Below are 18,984 nucleotides of genomic sequence, written 5' to 3' on the forward strand. Positions count from 1 at the left end.
AGTCCCCGCCCGGAGCGCTTCACATCCGGAACACGGATCTGCGGGTGTGCCCGTTCGGGCTCAGCACGACCGGACACGGCCATCCGTGTCCCCCCAAAAGGGGACGTGACCGCACGGGTGGCGGCGCCTACGGTCGCGGGCACCGAACCCTGCGAAGAAGGGGGACCGCCATGCGCAGGCGGCTTCTCGCGATCACGATGACCGGCGGGCTCACCCTCGTCATGGCACCGGCGGCGTCGGCCCTGGCGACCTGGACCGTCGTGCCGAGCCCGAACCCGGCGAGCGGCGACACCCTGCTGCTGGGCGCCGACGCGATCTCGACCACGAACGTCTGGGCGGTCGGCCGCTCGGACGGCGGCACCGCGCCCTTCCGGCGCACGCTGACCATGCGCTGGAACGGCTCGGCCTGGAGCGTGGTGCCCAGCCCGACCCCGGTCGACGGCGGCCAGCTCAACGACGTGGACGGCACGTCCGCCACCGACGTGTGGGCCGTGGGCACCCATGTCCAGCGGTGGAACGGGTCCGCCTGGAACGTCGTGCCGAGCCCGAGCGGCTTCTTCGGCGGGGTCAAGACGCTGAGCCCGGCGCAGGCCTGGGCCGTCGGCTCGTCCGGCGGGAACACCCTGACCGCGCGGTGGAACGGCTCGGCCTGGTCGCAGGTGCCCAGCCCCAGCCGCCCCGGCACGTTCAACGTCCTCCAGGCCGTCGACGGTGCCTCGGCGAACGACCTGTGGGCCGTCGGGCACTCCATCGTCGACCCCGGGTACGGGGTGGAGGAGGCGCTGATCCTGCGGTGGAACGGCTCGGCCTGGAGCATCGTCCCCGCGCCGGACCGGTTCGCCGGCCTCAAGGGCGTCGTGGCGCTGGCGGCCAACGACGTGTGGGCCGTCGGCGAACGTTTCTCCCAGCAGGCCGTCCGCTTCGTGCCGTACGCGATCCACTGGAACGGCACGAGCTGGAGCCGGGTGGAGGTCCCCGATCCCGGCGTCACCGCGGGCAGCGAGCTGAACGCGGTCACGGCCCTGTCACCGGCCAAGGTCTACGCGGTCGGGCAGAGCGGCGCGCGGCCGTTCATCACCCGCTGGGACGGCACCCGGTGGACCATCGAGCCCACGCCGTCGGTCACCGGGCCCACGCTGTTCGGCGCCACCTCGACGGGCACCGGCACGGTCTGGGGCGTCGGCCACCGCTTCACCGACATCGCCCTGCGCACCCTGACGGTGCGCACGACCAACGGCTGACCCCCGCGCCCGGCACGGTCAGGTGCACAGATCCTCCCGGACCCGCGCGGCCAGCTCCAGCTTGGTCTGCGCGGGCCGGCCGAGGCGCTCGTACTTGGCCTTGACCCTGGCCAGGTACGTCTTCGCCGTCTCCGGCTGAATGCCGGCGCGGCGTGCGGTGGCCTCCAGCGTGAGGCCGGTGGCGTAGTCCAGCAGCACGACGCGTTCCATCGGTGACAACCTCGGCAGCCGTTCGGGCCTGGCAGGGAAGACGACCCCGCCCGCGGCGATCGTGCCGAACGCGCGCACGAGGTCGGCCAGCCCCTGGTCCTTGGTCAGGTAACCGGCCGCGCCCGCCGCCAGCGCCGCCGCGGTCCCGCCGGGGCACGGCCCGACGACGAGCACCCGGTGCCCCATCCGCGCCAGCCTGCGAACGCCCTGCGCGAGCGCCGACAGATCGTCCCTGCTCAGCGAGAACAGCACCAGGTCCGCCGGACAGCGGCGCCGCGCCAGCTCCTGGACGCTGGGCACCGTGACGACCAGCTCGATCCCGGCCACGCCGGCGGCCCAGGCCTCCAGGCTCTCGGTGAGCAGCCGGTCGTCGGCCACGACGGCGAGCCGTGTGGACATCGGCATCCCTCCGGTTCCGGCCCTCGTCCGTCCGACGGCTGCGCCCGGCCGGCCGTTCAATCCGCCGGTGTCCGGTCCCGGCCGCGCGACGAGGACACGGCGGACGCCGGACCCGAAGGTGCCGGGACGGCGGGGGCCCGTCCCGGCACCGGCTCGTGGGGGTCGGCCCGCGAGCGGGCTCGTCGGTCAGCCCGCGGGCGGGGAGGTCCAGCCCGCGGGGAGGCGGGCGACGCGGACGCGCTGGGGGTGGTCGCCGACCGGCGTGGACGTGATCTTGCGTCCGGTGGCGAAGTCGATCGCGGTCACCTGGTCGGCGCCGCTCTCGGAGATGACGCAGGCGCGGCCGTCGCCGCTGACCGTGGCCCAGTACGGCTTGGCGGCCGGGACCAGCGGGCCCTCGCGGAGCGAGGCGCGGTCGACGACGGTGGCGTAGTCGTCCATGGTCCCGGCGACGCACAGCTTGGTGCCGGCGGGGTTCATGGACATGCCGTGGTGGCGCGAGTCGTTGACGAACGTGGTGCGGTCGTCGCTGGTGTCCGGGTTCTCCGGGAGCACCTTCTCGCGGGTGATCCTGTCGGTGGCGACGTCGTACTCGAAGAAGCCGTTGAAGAAGGAGACCTGGAAGTACAGCTTGGTCTCGTCCGGGGTGAACGCGACCGGGCGGACCGCGTCGGAGAAGTTCGTGCGCCCGAACGCGTCCAGGCGCGGTCGCATGTCGATGGTCCTGACGACCCGGAACGTCGAGGCGTCGGTGATGGTGATCTTGCGGTCGCCCTTGAGGAAGTCCTGCCAGGGCGCGTCGAAGTCGTTGTTGACCTCGCCGATCGACATGTTCCAGATCTTGCCGTCACGGCTGAAGACGTTCTCGTGCGGCTTGTCGCCGGTCGCGAACGATCCCAGCTGGCGGCCGGTGTTGATGTCGAGCACGTGGACGGTGTTGCCGGTGGAGGCCGACACCGCGACGCGGGTGCCGTCGGGCGAGACGGCCATGTGGTCGGAGCGGAATCCGGAGACGGGGAAGCGCCACCTCAGCGCGCCGGTCGCGGTGTCGATGGACGCGACGTCGGCGAAGCTGGGACGCGAGACGACGATGGCCGAGCCGTCGGGCGTGGAGTACATGTCGTCGACGAACTGGTCGTGCCCCTCGCCGACGGTCTGCCGGATGCCCAGGAAGAAGGCCAGCCGGATGGGGTTGAGGTAGATCTCGCGGAGCCGGTCGTCCTTGTCGGGGACGACGTTGATCCGGCCGATCTTGGCGAAGTCGCCGCGGGACCTGATGACGTCGGCGGTGCCCTCCCAGTTGTTGCCGACCAGCATCACCTCCTGCAGCGGGTCCGCCGCGGTCGCGGGGGCGGCGGCGACCACGGCGCCGGCCGCCAGGACGGCGGCCACGGCGCCTCTCATCAGGGATCTGCGCCGGCGAACCGGGACCGGACTGTTCATGACGTCCTCCAGGGGGGTGGGGGCTCAGGAGGCGGGGAACAGTCTGAATATCGCCGTATTCAGACTTGGTTACTGGATGGTAGGCAGATGTGAGGGCGGCCACAAGACCCGATCGGGGAAAATCAAGGGGCGGCGGAGAACGGAGGTGCCGGGTGGCGGGGAGGATCACGCCGGCGGCGGGACGGTACGGCGGCAGGTCGGCGACCGAGCGGCAGGCCGAGCGGCGCGGCCGCTTCATGGAGGCGGGCCTCGACCTGTTCGGCGGCGGCCCCGGCTACCGCGCCACGAAGGTCACCGACGTCTGCCGGGCGGCCGGGCTGTCCACCCGGCAGTTCTACGAGGAGTTCCACACCCTCGAAGACCTGCTGGCCGAGCTGCACCTCTACGTCAACGACGCCGCCGAGCGGTCCGTCATGGCCGCCCTCCCGGACGACGTGGCCGACCTGACGCCGATCGAGCGCTACACCCGGCTGTTCCGCGCGTACGCCGCCGGGGCGACCGCCGACCCCCGCCACACCCGCATCGCGTTCGTCGAGATCATCGGGGTCAGCCCGCGCCTCGACCGGCAGCGGCTCGACCGCCGGGCCCGCTGGATCGACTTCCTGTGCCAGCAGGCCGACGAGGCCGCCGCGCGCGGCGAGATCGCCCCCGGCGACTACCGGGTCACCGCCGCCGCGTTCATCGGCGCCATCAACGGCCTCATGCACGACTGGGCCGTCGGCTGGGTCGACGCCGGCCTCGACCAGATCGTCGACGAACTGCTCCAGCTGCTCCTCGACCGGCTGCACCTCGCCCCACCAGCCTGAACGGGTCAGACTGGGGGTAGGGACCAGCCGTACGCACGCGCGCCGGGAGGACGCATGGACGCCGATGTGATCATCGTCGGGGCGGGACTGGCCGGCCTGGTGGCCGCCCACGAGCTCACCTCGCGGGGGCGCAGGGTCGCCCTGCTCGACCAGGAGAACGCCGCCAACCTGGGCGGGCAGGCGTTCTGGTCGTTCGGCGGGCTCTTCCTCGTCGACTCGCCCGAGCAGCGGCGGCTGCGCGTGAAGGACTCGTTCGACCTGGCCTGGAGCGACTGGCAGGGCAGCGCCGGGTTCGACCGGCTGGACGACGAGGACTCCTGGGCGGTGCGCTGGGCCCGCGCGTACGTCGAGTTCGCCGCCGGCGAGAAGCGCTCCTGGCTGGCCGGGCACGGCATCTCGCTGACGCCGATGGTCGGCTGGGCCGAACGCGGCGCCCTGCGCGCCGGCGGGCACGGCAACTCGGTGCCGCGTTTCCACGTCGCGTGGGGCACCGGCACCGGGGTGGTCGCGCCGTTCGTGCGCAGCGCCCGCGAGGCCGAACGTTCCGGCCGGCTCACGTTCCACCACCGGCACCGGGTCGACGAGATCGTCCGGAACGGCGGCACCGTCACCGGGGTGCGCGGCACGCTCCTCGCGCCCGACGACGCGCCGCGCGGCGCGCCCTCCAGCCGCGCGACCGCGGGCGAGTTCGCGCTGTCGGCCCAGGCGGTGATCATCACCACCGGCGGCATCGGCGGCGACCACGACATCGTGCGCCGCCACTGGCCGTCACGGCTCGGCACGGCTCCCGCGAGCATGATCACCGGCGTTCCCGCGTACGTCGACGGGCGCATGCTCGACATCAGCGCCGAGGCGGGCGCGCGGCTGGTCAACCGCGACCGGATGTGGCACTACACCGAGGGCGTCCAGAACTGGGACCCGATCTGGCCCGGCCACGGCATCCGCATCCTGCCGGGCCCGTCATCGTTGTGGTTCGACGCCCTCGGGCGGCGGCTGCCCGACCCGTGCCTGCCCGGCTACGACACGCTGGCCACCCTGAAGTACCTGCGCACCACCCCCGACATCGCCGAGTACGACCACTCGTGGTTCGTCCTCACCCAGCGGATCATCGAGAAGGAGTTCGCGCTGTCGGGCTCGGAGCAGAACCCCGACATCACCTCCGGCGACAAGAGGGCGGTGCTGCGCGAGCGCGTGCTGGGCAAGGGCGCGCCCGCCCCGGTGGAGGCGTTCAAGCGGCACGGCGCCGACTTCGTCGTGGCCGGGACGCTCGAGGCGCTGGTCGGCAAGATGAACGGTCTCACCGACAAGCCCCTGCTGGACGCCGCCGTGCTGCGCCGCCAGATCGAGGACCGTGACCTTCAGGTCGCCAACCCGTTCAGCAAGGACTCGCAGATCCAGGGCATCCGCAACGCGCGCCGCTACCTGGGCGACCGGCTCAGCCGCGCCGTCGCGCCGCACCGCGTCCTGGACCCGGACGCCGGGCCCCTCATCGGCGTCAAGCTGCACGTCCTCACCCGCAAGACCCTCGGCGGCATCCAGACCGACCTCGACTCCCGCGTGATCGGTGATGGCGGTGAGCCCGTCGAGGGGCTGTACGCCGCGGGCGAGGCCGCCGGGTTCGGGGGCGGCGGCGTGCACGGTTACAACGCGCTCGAAGGCACGTTCCTGGGCGGCTGCCTGTTCTCCGGGCGCGCGGCGGGACGTGCCGCCGCCAGGCAGATCACCTGACGGCGGCCCACGTCACGTCGCGGTCGCGGCGGGCGGCGTCGCGGCGGGCGGCCTGGACAGCAGCTCGATCACGGCGAGGAGCAGCACCAGCAGCACGCTGATGAACAGGACCACCTTGCCCGTCGGCTGGTCCCACAGCAGGAACATCAGCGCGGCGAGCGCCACGGCCGCGCACCGCAGCAGCGTGCGGTACGAGTACATCCAGCGGCCGACCGGGCCCGTCGTCACGCCGTGCCCCTCGCCCGTCCGCCGGACCCGCGCGAACGACCGCGTGAAGAAGGCGCGCAGGCGGACGGCGGCCGGCGCCGGACCGCTCAGGTAGGCACCCGCGGCCACGACCAGCGCCAGCACGAAGATCGTGCGCAGGCCGGCCCGCAGGAACCGCACGAGAGTGTCGAACAGGACGGCCGCCGCCGTGGTGTTGAGCTTGGCGTCACCGACCGCGTCGAGATAGGCGGCACGGCCGATCGCGATCCCGATCGCCAGCGCGAACATCCCGAGCGCCACCCCGATCCCGGCGCCGATGAGGGCGTTGCGCTTGCCCCGGGCCACGTAGACGCCCGCGGCGACGAACAGCAGGGCCATGATCGGCAGGACCCACTTGAGGGTGTTGAGCATGTCGTACGCGCTCTGCGCCTTGGCGAGCTCGGACGACTCGAAGAGCGGGAACGTCGGGTGCACCGCCGGGATGCTGGCGGCCACCGACAGCCCCGCCGACACCAGCCGCTGCTTCACCAGCTCGATCAGCGGGCCCAGGTCGATGCTGACCGACCCCTGGTTCACCCTGAGCAGCTCGCCGCCCTCACCCGACAACACCGCGTTGAGCTGGGTGTGCGCGAGGCGGTTCGCCTGGCTCCACAACGTCACGAACTCCTGGCTTTGGACGATCTTCGCGATCTGGTCCCTGACGAAGCCCCGGACGCCGTTGCCGATCGGGCCGGCCAGCCCCTCGAGCCGGTCGCCCGCGCGCGGGGGCAGCCCGCGCTGCTCGAGCGCGCCGATGACCTCGGCCAGGATGGCCTGGACGTCGAGCCGCAGCATGATCTCGTTCGTGGTCCGGTCGATGATCGCGTTCTGGATCACCGGATCGGACGCCAGCGGCGCCACGTTCTCCACGTAGCGGTCGGTGTTGGAGATCTCGTTGCTCGTCCAGACCGCGAGTGCGCCGAGCGGCGCCAGCAGGCATCCCACCACGATCAGGATCGTCGCCAGGATGGCCCGCGGGCGCCGCCACGCGCCGTGCGGTGTGCGTTCTTCACGGAGCCGGCCGACCTCCGTGCGGAGGCGTTCGAGCTCGGCTCGCTCGTCATCGTTCAGCGGAACGTTCTCAGTCATCGCGCTCCCCGGACAGTCAGCGCCATCCCACGCGCCGGGGGCGCGCGCGGCATCCCCCTTTTCGGGCGAGTGTCAGTCGCCGACCGCGCCCTTGGGCGCCGCGACCAACCCGTAGATGACCAGGACGAGCATGGCGATGTTGATCGTCGCCCACACCGGGTGGGCGTCGAGGAAGGCGAACTGGCCGATCAGCGCCAGGCCCGCCAGCACCACGCCCGCGACGCGGGCCCAGGTCTGACCGGCCAGGACGGCGAGGCCGACCCCGATCTGGAGCAGGCCGGCGATGAGCCAGAACCAGCCCCAGGTGTTGTAGTCGAAGACGAGGAGCTCGCCTCCGGGGGTCAGGAAGTAGTCCTTCTTCACGAGGGCCACGAAGCCCTCGATCACATTGAAGATCCCGACGACGATGCCGAGCATTCCGGCGTACGCGAGCCAGCCCGAGTACGGGCCCCCCGTGGTCGAGCGTGCGGTCGAAGCAGCCATGGCGAATCTCCCCCTCAACGCCGCGATTCCGGCGAACCTTAGATCCCCCAAGCGACCACCGCGCGCACACCGCTCATTGCAAAGGGTGTGCCTGGATTCGCCATTTTTCACAACCCGTGATCAACTCGCTCCGCTGTGTGGCGCCGCTGCATCGGATGTCACAAAGGCGGACGGGGCGGCGTCTCGTGCGTATGGACTCCGCCACCGAAACCTTCGTGACCCACCGGAACCTGCTGTTCACCGTCGCCTACGAGATGCTCGGCTCGGCCGCCGACGCCGAGGACGTGCTCCAGGAGACCTGGCTGCGGTGGGTGGGCGTCGATCTGGACACCGTCCGGGAGCCGCGCGCCTACCTGGTCCGGATCACCACCCGCCAGGCGCTGAGCCGGCTGCGCACGCTCGGCCGGCGCAAGGAGTCCTACGTCGGGCCGTGGTTGCCCGAGCCGCTCCTCACCGCGCCCGACGTGGCCGAGGACGTCGAGTTGGCCGACAACGTCTCGATGGCGATGTTGCTGGTGCTGGAGACGCTCGCGCCCACGGAACGGGCGGTGTTCGTGCTGCGCGAGGTGTTCGGCCTGGAGTACGACGAGATCGCCGAAGCCGTGGGCAAGAAGCCCGCCGCGGTCCGCCAGATCGCGCACCGGGCACGCGCGCACGTCGCCGCGCGCCGGCCGCGCGAGGCCGTCTCCGCGGCCGAGACCCGGGACGCGCTCCAGGCGTTCCAGCGGGCCGTCGAGATGGGCGATCTCCAGGGCCTGCTCGACATCCTCGCCCCGGACGTCGCCCTGCTGACCGACGGCGGCGGCGTCGTGCGGGCCGCCTTGGCCCCCGTCGTCGGCGCGGCCACGGTGGCCGAGGTCCTGGGCAGGATCTCGACCGCGGGGTCGCTCCAGCCGGCCCAGGTCAACGGCCACCCGGCACTGATCCTCCGCCTCGACGGGGAGATCGACACCGTCCTCGCGGTGCGCATCGACGGCGGCCTGATCGCCGGCCTCTACGCCGTCCGCAACCCCGAGAAGTTGTCCCGTGTCGACCACGAGACCCCCATCAGCCGCTGAACGATCAGGGAGACCGCTGGGGGACGAGCAGGCCGAAGAGCCGGACCGCGACCCTGCCGTCGGGCAGAGGCGCGGGGTGGTGCGCGACCACCGCCTCTCCGGCGGGCCAGGGCTCGCTGTCCAGCAGAACCTCGGTGGACTGCGCGCGGCCGTCGTTGTGGGCGGTGAACACGCGCAACCCGTGCACCTTCCGGGTGAGCGGCCGCGCGCGCAACTCCACCAGCAACCGGTCGAGCAGGGGCCCGGCGGACGGCACGGGCCGGTCCGTGAACATGGTGAGCTGGGCGCCCAGCACCAGCTCGAACGGGCCGTCCGGGTGCTCGTAACGTTCACGCTGGACCTGGTCAGGTGCGGCGCCGGGGTTGAGGAGACCCTCCACGATCGGGTGCAGCGCGCCCTGGGTGAACGTGCTCACCGCCCTGCCGATCGCCTCACGCCAGGTGGGGCCGTGCCCGGCGACGCTCTCCACGAGCCACGGCGCGGCCAGGGCGGGATGCGAGACGGCGAAGTCGACCTGGGTCATCACCAGGCCGCGCGGAGCGGGGTGGACGAACAACGTCGCGCCGACCGCGGTCTCGCCGCCGAGGGGGACGCCATGGCCGCGGAGGAGGTCCTCGAACGCGGCCCGCGGCGAGGGCACGCCCCCGTCGCCCGGCCGGACCGGTTCCAGGTCCTCGGCGAGCGCGGGATCGCCGAGGACGAGGTCGGCCAGATTCGACCCGTCGTTCAGCAGGCTGTTGATCGCGTTGAACTCGGCGCTGCGGAAGGCGATCCGCTCGATCTCACCGCGGTCGGCCCGCTGGGCACGGGCCAGCGCGGCCGCGAACACGGGCTCGTCCGCGAGGCTCAGCCGTCCGCCGGGGGTCTCCAGCCCTTCCGCGTACCGGACGTCGGGCAGCAACCTCCGCGTGTACGCCATCGGCAGGAAGTACAGCAGCCGCTCGGCCAGCCACGGCTCGACGCCTGCCCCGGTCAGCGACTCCCACACCGCGTCGTCGCCCGGCGACTCCTGGCCCGCGCAGAACGCCGCGATCCCCACCTCGACGGCCGCATCCAGTTCGATCATCGAGCAACCGTACTCATCACGGGTCGTACACGCTGGCACTCCGGAGGACGGTGCCGGTACGGTGAATCTGACATTGATGTCAGATTTCGAGGTGGGGTACGGATGCGGATCGGGGAGCTCGCCCGGCGTACCGGGGTGAGTGAGCGGTCGCTGCGCTACTACGAGAAGCAGGGGCTGCTGGCGGCCGACCGGACGCTGGGCGGGCACCGGGACTTCCCCGAACGGGCCGTCGACCGGGTCATCCTCATCCAGGAGCTCTTCGCCGCCGGGCTGCACAGCGCGAAGATCGCCGAGCTGCTGCCCTGCATGCGGGACGCGGACGGCGGGCCCAACGAGGTCGCGACGCCCAGGCTGGTCACCGAGTTGACCGAGGAGCGCGACCGCATCAACCGCATGATCGCCGATCTGATCCGCTCACGCGGCGTCCTCGACGAGGTGATCGAAACAGCCTCCGGCCGCCCCGCGCCGGACGAGGAACACCACCACGCCTGACCACGACGACCCGGGTCGTGCCCGGCGAGCACGTCAAGTAGCGGTCTCCCCGGAGAGCGACCGGTCTCAGGAGAGCGTCTGGATGCGGGCCGTCGCGGTGGCACTGGCCAGGAGCCTGCCGCCCGCGTCGGTCAGGCGTCCGGCCAGATGGCAGATCTCCCGGCCGCGGTGAACGACCTCGCCATAACCGCGGATGCGGCCGGGCCGCGCCGGTCGCGCGAACTGCACGTGCAGGTCGAGCGTCGGCGCGAACTGCCCCGCGGGCAACGTCGCCACCAGCGCCGGGCCCAGCGTGTCGTCGAGCATCGCCGCGAGGAACCCGCCCTGGATCATCCCGACCGGGTTGAGGAACTGCTCGCCCGCCTCGAAGGTGACCTCGATCGTGCCCGCCTCGGGGTCGACCGCCTGCAACTGCCAGCCCAGCGTGACGGCCGCGGGCGGCGGCGCCACCCGCCCCGCCTGAACATCCCAGAACGCGCCGTCGCGGACCTGTTCTCCCATGCGGCCAGGCAATCATCTGCCTCTGACAATCCAAAACTCCAGCAAGCCCGCGAGGCCCGGCCGCCGCGGCGTGTGATCATCCGTAGCTGATTCGAGATCGCTGGGGGGCGAGGTCGTGAGTCAGGCCGGTACGGCGCTGGACGTCGGTGAACTGATCTGTGTTTCGAAGCCCTACTACGCGTTGCGGGACCTGGTCACCACGGGGCCCGGCATGGTCGAGGCGACCGTGCCGGTGGAACGGCCGCCGGGCCGCGAGGCCACGCCGATCACGATGGCGGAGCTGGGGCGGCACCTGGCCATCCTCGGCCTCTGCGGAGCGGCCACGGTCAACCCCGTGGCGGGCCGCCACTTCTACCTCGCGGGCGACGCGATGGTCGAGTGGCTCGCCCCGCCGACCTCCGAACGGCCGTCCGAGCTCCACGGCAGGGCGACGACCGCGTTCACCAGCCGCCGCCGTACCGCCAGGGCGCACACGGAGCTCCTGGACGCCTCGGGCGCGGTGCTCGCCCAGGTGCGCATCGACTACACGGTGATCAGCGAGCGGACCTTCGAGCACCTGTTCCCGGCCGACCCGCCGCTGGTCCCCACCCAGGTCAACCCGTACCGGGGCGACCTGCCGTTCCCCGAGGTGGAGGTCATCGACGGCCGCGTCGAAGCGGACCTGCTGGTGGAACCCGACATGTGCGTCGGCCACTTCACGGACCGCCCGATGTTGCCCGTCGCCGTCGCCGCGGGCGGCCTGGCCACCATCGGCGAACGCCTCCTCCGGGAACGCGCGGGCACCGACGACTTCACCTGGAGCTCCACCCGGATGGCCCTCCAGGCGCAGCGCCTCGTCCGCGCGGGAACGAAGGTCACCTTCGTCGCCAAGGCCGACCCCGAGAACGAGGACCGCTACCTGGGCGAGGTCCTGTCCGACGGCGAGGTCGTCGCCTCAGGCCAGATGGACGCCGTCATCCACTGACCTAGAGATCCAGCTCCGCTCGCTTCACCCGCGCGACAAGCTCGCCGAACGCCGCCACAGACAATGAAAGATGCCCCGACTCAGGAGCCTTCGAATCCCGCACGCCCACGGCAACGGTGAGCTCGCCGACGAGGGGGATCTGGGCAAGCTCAACACAGTCATTCTGTGAGCCCGTACCGCTGTAGCTAGATTTTCGCCACATGATCACGAAACTGCTCCAACGTCTGAACAAGCACCTGCAACGATGCTTCCTTGGGTAGCGCCACATCGCCGATTAGGTCAAACCGAGTGCGGTATGAGGCTATCTCTCCCGCGTCCTGCACAAGGCGCCCGCCGCCAGCGGCGGCAACGAAGACCGCACTGGCACCACCCTCGGTCATGATCTTGAACGAGCCGTCCCGACCCACGTGCGCGCCAACTTCACGGGGGACGATCCTCACCGTGATGTTAGGGAGCCTGGCGGATTCAACAAGGCGGCTGAGCTGCTCGCACATGAGCTCCGGAGAACCCACGGGCTGCTCGACGACACTCTGATCCAGGAGCACCCAGATCCTGGGGCGAGGCTTGCGCCGCAGACTGTCCTGGCGAGCGAGACGTGTCTCCACATCCGCCTCGACGTCCTCTTCCCCCGAACACGTGAGCACCGCTCGCGCATAGTCTTCGGTCTGGAACAAACCAGGAAGCCAGCCCAGCTCCCAGATGCGAAGCTCGGAGGAGTTGGCCTCCATCTCCAAGTGCGTCTTGAACCACTCGACGTCGTGACCGGCCTTGGCGAATTTGACGAGGCGACGGAAGAGCCCGTCGAGATTCCACGCGTGGTCCAGCCTCCCCGCGTGGACCTCCTGCAACTTGGTGTCTCCGGATTCAACGCGGGCGACAAGTGATCTGTCTCGATTGATGATGTCGCCGACGGCAGCCAGCGACAGATTTCGCTCTTGGCGTTGCCTTCGCAGCTCAGCGGCTACGAAGTCCCAGAGGTCGCTATCTGGGTCGAATCCACGGCGAAACTGCATGATCACCTCGCGCCCGTTGTATTTCTTGAGCTCGCCTAGGCAAAGGTAGGTCGGCGGGCGCACTCTGTCAGCGGTTCATGACAATCCGCTACGAAGGGGTGGGCGATGCATCCTGACGATCGAGATCTGGCCCGGCTGCGTGAGGACTTCCCCGGGCATCGGATCTTCCGGTCGGTGCGGTGGGACGGGCTGCTCGGGTCGTGGTGCGCGACGTTGCACGACCCGGCGGCGGGGATCGATCCCACGGTCATCGAGGACGATCCCGACACGCTGCACGCCGCCCTGGTGGAACAGCGCGTGCGTGCGGAGGCGCGGCTTCGCACGGAGGTCTGGTGATGGGCGGGCAGGTGCTCGCGCCGCCGGTCTCGTCGTTCACCTCGCGGCGGCGGCTGAACGCGTTGCGGCGCGTTCTGCACAAGCGGGGCTGGGCGACCAGGCGGCGGTACGAGGCCTCTCCCCCGCTGCTGCTGGTCTTCTCGGCGCAGGCGCCGCACATCGGGGAGAGCGTCACGGTCGTGCGGACGCCGCACGAGCCGTGGTTCCTGGCGTGCTCGGGCGTCTATCTGGCGCCCTGCGCGGACTCGGAGCAGGCCGCCGAGGAGGTGGGGCTCCTGCTGACGCCGTGGGTGGCCGCCGCGCTCGGCTCGTCCGAATAAGATCCTTATGTCCAGGTCAGGGGGCGGGGGATATTGAGGAGGCCGTCGGCGCGGGTGGATCTGCATCCGCGTACCGCGCAGGTCATCGCCGTGGCGGTGCTCGGCAGCCTGGTGAGCGTGTACGCGCTCACCGCGATCAGCGGGCCGGGGCGGGCGGTCGCGGTGGTGCCGCTGTCGCTGGCGGTGCTGGGCGTCCAGCTGCGGTACGTCCTGCCGTCGCTGCGGCGGTTCCGGACGTGGTGGGCGATCGGGGTCCAGGCCGTCCTGGTGTACGCGGCGGTGCTGGGGTTCGGGGTCTCGGTCGGCATCGTCGGGCTCCTGCTCGGGTCGCTGCTGCTGGCGTCGGCCTGGCGGGGCGCGCTGGTGGCGGGGCTGACCGTTCCGCTCATCGACGCGGCGCGCGACCACTCCGTGGCCGAGTCGCTCGACTTCACGATCACGGCGGTGCTGATCGCGCTGGTCACGTACGGCATGTCCCGGCTGACCGACCGGATCGACGAGGTGCACCGGGCGCGCGTCACGCTGGCGATGGCGGCGGTGGAGGAGGAACGGCTGCGGATGGCGGCCGCTCTGAACGAGAACGTGGGACGCGGGCTCGACACGATCGCGGCGGCCAGGACGGACGATCTCGACGAGGTGCTCGCGGCGGCGCGCTCGTCGCTGGCGACCGCCCGTTCGGCGGCGGCCGACCTGCGCAGCCTCTCGCTGACGCCGGAGATCTCGGCGGCGCGCGGCCTGCTGTCGGCGGCGGAGATCGAGGTGACGGTGCGGGTCGGCCATGACGAGCCGCTCGGGCAGGCCGGGGCGCTGCTGGCGACGGTGCTGCGCGAGGCCGTGACCGACGTGGTCCGGCAGGGCACGGCCCGGCACGTCGTCATCGAGACCACCGGGCAGGACGGGCTGGTCGTCCTGAAGGTCACCAACGACGGGGTGCCCAACGCCGCGCGCGGCGCCGAGGCGCTGGTGCCGCTGGCCGATCGGATGGAGGCCGTCGGCGGGCGGCTGACCACCGGGCTGGAGCCCGACGGCAGGTTCGCCGTGGAGGCCGCCGTCACCGCGGCGCCGGAGCCCGCCGTCCCGTCCAGCCGGGAACACCGGCTGTCGGTGGCGCTGCTCGGGGCCGTGCTCGCCGGGTTCTGCGCCAAGGCCTTCCTGCTGCTGACCGAACCGTGGATGTTGCTGACGGCCGTTCCCTTCCTCGCCTCGATCGTCCTGTTGCAGCTGAGGTGGACGCGCCCTCGCGGAGACCACTGGGGATGGGCTCTGCTGTTGCAGGCGGTGCTGAGTTACGTGCCACTGCTGTTGTTCGGCCGGGCGTGGGGCGGGCTTCCGGGCTTCCTGGCGGGCACGCTGCTGGTGCTCCTGCCCGCCGGTGTCGCGTGGCCGTTGATGGTCCTGGTGATGGGGAGCATGGCCGGGATCGCCTGGTCCCTCGGCGAGAGCGCCCCCGTCATCGTCAACTCCGCCATCAGCGTGCTGGTGACGGCGATGGTCGTGTACGGGCTGGTGCGGCTCGCGCAGCTGGCCGACGAGCTGCGCGCGGCGGGCGCCGGGATCGCGCGGGCCGCCGTCGTCCAGGAACGGCTGCGCGCGGCCCGCGACCTGCACGACCTGCTCGGCCACACGCTGGCGGCGATCCTGCTCAAGGGCGAGCTGGCCCGCCGCCTCATGACCGTGGACGGGGAACGCGCGCGCGCCGAGCTCGCGGACGTGGTGGAGATGGCCGTGCGCGCCCGCGCCGACATGGACACCGTGACCGGGGCGGCCCCTCACCTGCGGCTCGAGCCGGAGCTGCGGTCGGCGCTGTCGGTGCTGGGCGCGGCGGGAATCGACGTGCGCGTCAGCCGCGAGGGCGAACCGCCGGCCGACGCGGAGGGCGTGCTGAGCACGGTGCTGCGCGAGGCCGTCACCAACATCCTGCGGCACAGCGCGGCACGGACCTGCGACATCACGATCGCCGCGGACCGGCTGGTGGTGGAGAACGACGGGAGCCCGTCCGAGGTCACCCCGCCGGGCGCGGGCATCGGCAACCTCACCACGCGGCTCGGCACGTTCGGCGGCGGGCTGGACGCGCGGCCCTCGGGCGGCGGGCGGTTCCGGGTGACGGCGACGCTGCGCCGCGAACCCGAGGCGGTCACGGCCGCACCCATGACGACGTCATAGGTGATCGATGACGTGCTCTCTGTCGACCGAAGCCGCAGGTCAGCAGAGTTGAGGGCATGAGCGAAGCAGTCGAGCTGACCGCCGTCAGCAAGGTCTACGGCAAGGGCAGGAGCGCCGTGGCGGCCCTGCGGGAGGTGACGGTCACCCTTCCCAAGGGCGGCTTCACCGCCGTGATGGGGCCGTCGGGGTCGGGCAAGAGCACGTTCCTGCACTGCGCCGCCGGGCTGGACACCCCCACCTCCGGGTCGGTGCGGCTGGGCGGCACGGACCTGTCCGGGATGAACGAGACGAAGCTGACCGAGCTGCGCCGCGACCGGGTCGGGTTCGTGTTCCAGGCGTTCAACCTGGTCCCCTCCCTGACCGTCGAGCAGAACGTGACGTTGCCGCTGCGGCTCTCCCGCACCCGCACCGACAAGGCCTTGCTGGACGAGACGTTGCGCCGGGTGGGCCTGGGCGAGCGGGCCGGGCACCGGCCCGCGGAGTTGTCGGGCGGCCAGCAGCAGCGGGTGGCGATCGCCCGCGCGCTGATCACCAGGCCGGAGGTCGTCTTCGGGGACGAGCCGACCGGGGCGCTCGACACCGTGACCGCGCGGGACGTGCTGACGTTGCTGCGCGAGACCGTCGACACCCTGGGCCAGACCGTCGTGATGGTCACCCACGACCCGGTCGCCGCCTCCTACGCCGACACCGTGCTCTTCCTGGCCGACGGCCGGATCGTCGACTCGGTCCAGCGGCCGGACGCCGCCGACGTGGCCGAGCGCATGACACGACTGGGGGCCTACGTCTGATGTTCGCCCTGGCATTCACCACACTGCGGCACCGCAAGGCCGCGTTCGCGGGCGCGTTCGTCGCGCTCTTCTGCGCCGCCGCGCTCGTCACGGCCTGCGGCATGCTCATGGACACCGGCCTGCGCGGCAAGGTCGCGCCGGAACGGTACGCGGGCGCGCCGGTCGTCGTCGCGGGCGACCCGCAGTCGCACTTCCTCAAGGACAAGGGGGAAGGCGAGTTCAAGAAGAAGTCCAAGCCCAACACCGCCCGCGCCTGGATCCCCGAATCGACGGCGGCCACACTGCGGTCGGTCCCGGGCGTGCGGTCGGTCGTCACCGAGGTCACGGTCCCCGTGATGCTGCGGGGCGCCGGTGCCGTGGACGGGCACGGGTGGGAGTCGGCCGGGCTGACCCCGTTCACCCTGAAGGCGGGGCGCGCCCCCGCCGCCGGCGGCGAGATCGTGGTGGACGCGGGTTCCCCGCACCGCATCGGCGCGAAGGTGAACGCGCTGACCTCGTTCGGCTCCGGCACGTACCGCGTCGTCGGCGTCACCGCGCAGCGCCTCGACCACCAGAACGTGGTGTTCTTCGCCACCGCGGAGGCCCGGCGCCTGGCCTCGGCGCACCCCGGGCAGATCACCGCCGTCGGCGTCTGGCCCGCCTCCGCCGAGAAGGCCGTACGCGACGCGCTGCACGGCACCAAGGTCAGCGTGCAGTCCGGCACCGACCGGGGGCGCGTGGAGTTCGTCGGCAGCGACAGCGGCCGGGTCAAGCTGATCAGCATGGGCGCCGCGCTGGGCGGCACCTCCCTCATCGTGGCGGTCCTGGCCGTCGTCGGCACGTTCGGCCTGGCCGTCCAGCAGCGCGAACGCGAACTGGCCCTGCTGCGCGCGGTGGCCGCGACGCCCCGGCAGCTGCGCCGGATGATCGGGCGGGAGGCCCTGCTGGTCGGATTCGCCGCGACCGTGCCGGGCGCCGTCGCGGGGTTGTTCCTGGGGAACGCGGTGCACGGGGCGTTCGCCGATCTGGACGCGATCCCCGCCAACCTGCCGCTGGTCGTCGGCCCGTTCGCGCCGATCGTCGCCGTCGCGGTGACCACCACGGCGGCCTGGCTCGCCGCGCGGATCTCGGCCCGCCGCGTCGCCCGGCTGCGGCCGGTGGAGGCGCTGGGCGAGGCCGCGCTGGCCCCGGCGCGGGCGCCGTGGCCGCGGCTGGCGGCCGGTGCGGTCGCACTGGCGGGCGGCGTGGTGCTGACGTTCGTGCTGCGGTCCATCCACACCGAGGCCGGGTCCGGCCCGCTGACGCCCGTCACGGCCCTGCTGTTCGCGGCGGGCGTGGCCCTGCTGGGCCCGGTGCTCGCCCGCGCCGCGCTCACGCTGACCGGGCTGCCCCTGCGCGCCGGCGGCGGTGTCGCCGGGCTGGCCGACGCCAACCTGCGGACGGGCGCGCGCCGCTTCGCCGCCGTGCTGGCGCCGCTCACCCTGATGATCGCGCTGTCCTCGACGTTGCTGTTCGCCGAGACGACGGTCAAGGGCGCCGCCCGGACGCAGGCGCAGACCGGCAACGTGGCCGACTACGTGCTGGGCCCGGCCGTGCCGTCTCCCGCCGCCGAGTCGGTACGGCGGGTGCCCGGGGTGGAGGCGGTGACCGAGGTCCTGCACACCAGGGTGCGCGGGGTCAACAGCCCCTACAGCGCCCAGGGCGTCACCCCGGCCGGCCTGTCGCGGACCATGGACCTGGACGTCACGTCCGGCACGCTCGACGGGTTCGGCCAGGGCACGATGGCCGTGCGGGAGGGCCTCGGCATGAAGGTGGGCGACAGCAGGTCGTTCGCCATGGGCGACGGCACCCCGGTCACGATGCGCGTCATCGCGGTCTACCGCCGCGGGCTGGGGTTCGGCGACCTGACGCTGCCGCACGCCCTGGTGGCCGCGCACGTGGACGTGCCGATGGGCACCGTGCTGGTGTCCGCGCCCGGTGTGGACCGTGCCGCGCTCGACCGGGCCACGGCCACCTTCCCGGGACTGCGCGTCCAGGAACGCGCGACCGCGCCGGAGAAGTCCGGCGGCAGCGCCGTCAACTACCTGTCGCTGGGCCTCATCGTCGCCTTCGCCGCGATCTCGATGGTCAACACGCTCGCCATGGCCGTCGCGGGCCGCGTCCGCGAACTGGCCCTGCTGCGGCTGGCCGGCGCCACCCGGCGCCAGGTGCTGCGGATGTTGCGGCTGGAGACCCTGTCGGTCGTGCTGGTCGCCACGGTGCTCGGGACGGTGATCGCGCTGGTCACGCTCAACGCGTTCAGCACGGGCATGACCGGCTCCGGCACCCCGCACGTCCCGCCGCTCGCGTACGCCGGAGTGATCGCCGGCGCGGGCCTGCTCGCGCTGCTCGCGACCGCGCTGCCCGCCCGCGCCGCATTGCGGAACGCACCGGCGGAGACCATCGGCGCCCGCGACTGATCGCGGGCTCGCCATCGGGCCGCGCCGTTCGTCCCAGATGTCTCAGGCGCCACATCCATCGCGAAGATCCTCTCGAACCCCGCCGAAATGTCGGTGGGGTTCGAGAGGATTCCAGTGACGGTGAGCGAACCCGATCCGGCGGTTCGTGCGGGCACCGGGCTGGAGGTCGAGTGTGAGCGCGGATGACGACGCGTGGCAAA

General features: G+C 72.1%; 19 protein-coding genes. 11 read left to right on the top strand and 8 right to left on the bottom strand.

All coding sequences use genetic code 11. The annotated features are described in order from the left end of the window. The first annotated feature begins 170 nt into the window (after nt 1-170). Complete coding sequence (locus ABZ810_RS05960) at nt 171-1,241, top strand: hypothetical protein (protein ID WP_358399733.1); 1,071 nt, start codon at nt 171-173, stop codon at nt 1,239-1,241. Between the two features lie 18 nt (nt 1,242-1,259). On the opposite strand, the gene ABZ810_RS05965 is transcribed toward ABZ810_RS05960, so the two are convergent. Together ABZ810_RS05965 and ABZ810_RS05970 are read right to left on the bottom strand one after the other, a co-directional pair. After that, the gene (locus ABZ810_RS05965) at nt 1,260-1,850 is read right to left on the bottom strand and encodes a hypothetical protein (protein ID WP_358399736.1); all 591 of its coding nucleotides are present in this window, start codon (nt 1,848-1,850) and stop codon (nt 1,260-1,262) included. A gap of 186 nt (nt 1,851-2,036) precedes the next feature. Continuing rightward, nucleotides 2,037-3,242: a YncE family protein gene (locus ABZ810_RS05970; RefSeq protein WP_358399738.1), complete on the bottom strand. Its 1,206-nt coding sequence runs from the start codon at nt 3,240-3,242 to the stop codon at nt 2,037-2,039. 203 nt (nt 3,243-3,445) lie between these two features. On the opposite strand from ABZ810_RS05970, the gene ABZ810_RS05975 reads away from it, so the two are divergent. Together ABZ810_RS05975 and ABZ810_RS05980 are read left to right on the top strand one after the other, a co-directional pair. Beyond that, the gene (locus tag ABZ810_RS05975) at nt 3,446-4,099 is read left to right on the top strand and encodes a TetR/AcrR family transcriptional regulator (protein ID WP_358399740.1); all 654 of its coding nucleotides are present in this window, start codon (nt 3,446-3,448) and stop codon (nt 4,097-4,099) included. Between the two features lie 54 nt (nt 4,100-4,153). Next, entirely contained in the window at nt 4,154-5,827 is a 1,674-nt protein-coding gene (locus ABZ810_RS05980) for an FAD-binding dehydrogenase (RefSeq protein WP_358399742.1), read from the top strand. A gap of 12 nt (nt 5,828-5,839) precedes the next feature. Here ABZ810_RS05980 and ABZ810_RS05985 read toward each other — a convergent pair whose 3' ends face one another. Both ABZ810_RS05985 and ABZ810_RS05990 read right to left on the bottom strand, forming a co-directional pair. Further along, nucleotides 5,840-7,162, bottom strand: a complete 1,323-nt coding sequence (locus ABZ810_RS05985) for a hypothetical protein (RefSeq protein WP_358399744.1) — start codon at nt 7,160-7,162, stop codon at nt 5,840-5,842. Between the two features lie 72 nt (nt 7,163-7,234). Next, complete coding sequence (locus ABZ810_RS05990; RefSeq protein WP_358399747.1) at nt 7,235-7,645, bottom strand: hypothetical protein; 411 nt, start codon at nt 7,643-7,645, stop codon at nt 7,235-7,237. Between the two features lie 155 nt (nt 7,646-7,800). On the opposite strand from ABZ810_RS05990, the gene ABZ810_RS05995 reads away from it, so the two are divergent. After that, nucleotides 7,801-8,703 (top strand): RNA polymerase sigma-70 factor, encoded by a 903-nt coding sequence (locus ABZ810_RS05995; RefSeq protein ID WP_358399749.1) that lies wholly within the window; start codon nt 7,801-7,803, stop codon nt 8,701-8,703. 4 nt (nt 8,704-8,707) lie between these two features. Here ABZ810_RS05995 and ABZ810_RS06000 read toward each other — a convergent pair whose 3' ends face one another. Further along, nucleotides 8,708-9,769, bottom strand: a complete 1,062-nt coding sequence (locus ABZ810_RS06000) for a DUF6348 family protein (protein ID WP_358399752.1) — start codon at nt 9,767-9,769, stop codon at nt 8,708-8,710. A 102-nt stretch (nt 9,770-9,871) separates the two neighbouring features. Between ABZ810_RS06000 and ABZ810_RS06005 the strand changes: the two genes are divergently transcribed. Further along, nucleotides 9,872-10,261: a MerR family transcriptional regulator gene (locus ABZ810_RS06005; protein WP_358399754.1), complete on the top strand. Its 390-nt coding sequence runs from the start codon at nt 9,872-9,874 to the stop codon at nt 10,259-10,261. A 66-nt stretch (nt 10,262-10,327) separates the two neighbouring features. Here the strand turns inward: ABZ810_RS06005 and ABZ810_RS06010 are convergent, their stop codons facing one another. Beyond that, nucleotides 10,328-10,762, bottom strand: coding sequence for a PaaI family thioesterase (locus ABZ810_RS06010; RefSeq protein WP_358399756.1), 435 nt, complete (start codon nt 10,760-10,762; stop codon nt 10,328-10,330). Nucleotides 10,763-10,877: 115 nt separating this feature from the next. On the opposite strand from ABZ810_RS06010, the gene ABZ810_RS06015 reads away from it, so the two are divergent. Continuing rightward, nucleotides 10,878-11,726, top strand: coding sequence for a hypothetical protein (locus ABZ810_RS06015; RefSeq protein ID WP_358399759.1), 849 nt, complete (start codon nt 10,878-10,880; stop codon nt 11,724-11,726). A gap of 1 nt (nt 11,727) precedes the next feature. On the opposite strand, the gene ABZ810_RS06020 is transcribed toward ABZ810_RS06015, so the two are convergent. Both ABZ810_RS06020 and ABZ810_RS06025 read right to left on the bottom strand, forming a co-directional pair. Then, nucleotides 11,728-11,994 (bottom strand): DUF397 domain-containing protein, encoded by a 267-nt coding sequence (locus ABZ810_RS06020; RefSeq protein WP_358399761.1) that lies wholly within the window; start codon nt 11,992-11,994, stop codon nt 11,728-11,730. After that, on the bottom strand, nt 11,912-12,802 hold the full coding sequence (locus tag ABZ810_RS06025; RefSeq protein WP_358399763.1) for a helix-turn-helix transcriptional regulator: 891 nt from the start codon (nt 12,800-12,802) through the stop codon (nt 11,912-11,914). Before ABZ810_RS06025 ends, ABZ810_RS06020 begins: the two co-directional genes overlap by 83 nt. Nucleotides 12,803-12,844: 42 nt before the next feature. Between ABZ810_RS06025 and ABZ810_RS06030 the strand changes: the two genes are divergently transcribed. Genes ABZ810_RS06030 through ABZ810_RS06050 form a run of 5 tightly spaced genes read left to right on the top strand, consistent with a single transcriptional unit; the run spans nt 12,845 to nt 18,784 of the window. Next, on the top strand, nt 12,845-13,075 hold the full coding sequence (locus tag ABZ810_RS06030) for a hypothetical protein (protein ID WP_358399766.1): 231 nt from the start codon (nt 12,845-12,847) through the stop codon (nt 13,073-13,075). Further along, nucleotides 13,075-13,395 (top strand): hypothetical protein, encoded by a 321-nt coding sequence (locus ABZ810_RS06035; RefSeq protein WP_358399768.1) that lies wholly within the window; start codon nt 13,075-13,077, stop codon nt 13,393-13,395. The genes ABZ810_RS06030 and ABZ810_RS06035 overlap by 1 nt, the downstream gene beginning before the upstream one ends. 54 nt (nt 13,396-13,449) lie before the next feature. Then, nucleotides 13,450-15,558 carry a histidine kinase gene (locus tag ABZ810_RS06040; RefSeq protein WP_358399771.1) on the top strand — a complete coding sequence of 703 codons (2,109 nt, stop codon included), beginning with the start codon at nt 13,450-13,452 and terminating at the stop codon, nt 15,556-15,558. Between the two features lie 56 nt (nt 15,559-15,614). After that, entirely contained in the window at nt 15,615-16,346 is a 732-nt protein-coding gene (locus ABZ810_RS06045) for an ABC transporter ATP-binding protein (protein WP_358399773.1), read from the top strand. Next, the gene (locus ABZ810_RS06050; protein WP_358399775.1) at nt 16,346-18,784 is read left to right on the top strand and encodes an FtsX-like permease family protein; all 2,439 of its coding nucleotides are present in this window, start codon (nt 16,346-16,348) and stop codon (nt 18,782-18,784) included. The genes ABZ810_RS06045 and ABZ810_RS06050 overlap by 1 nt, the downstream gene beginning before the upstream one ends. Nucleotides 18,785-18,984: the final 200 nt, after the last annotated feature.

Origin of the sequence: Spirillospora sp. NPDC047279, assembly GCF_040643285.1 — a bacterium.
Classification (GTDB): domain Bacteria; phylum Actinomycetota; class Actinomycetes; order Streptosporangiales; family Streptosporangiaceae; genus Spirillospora.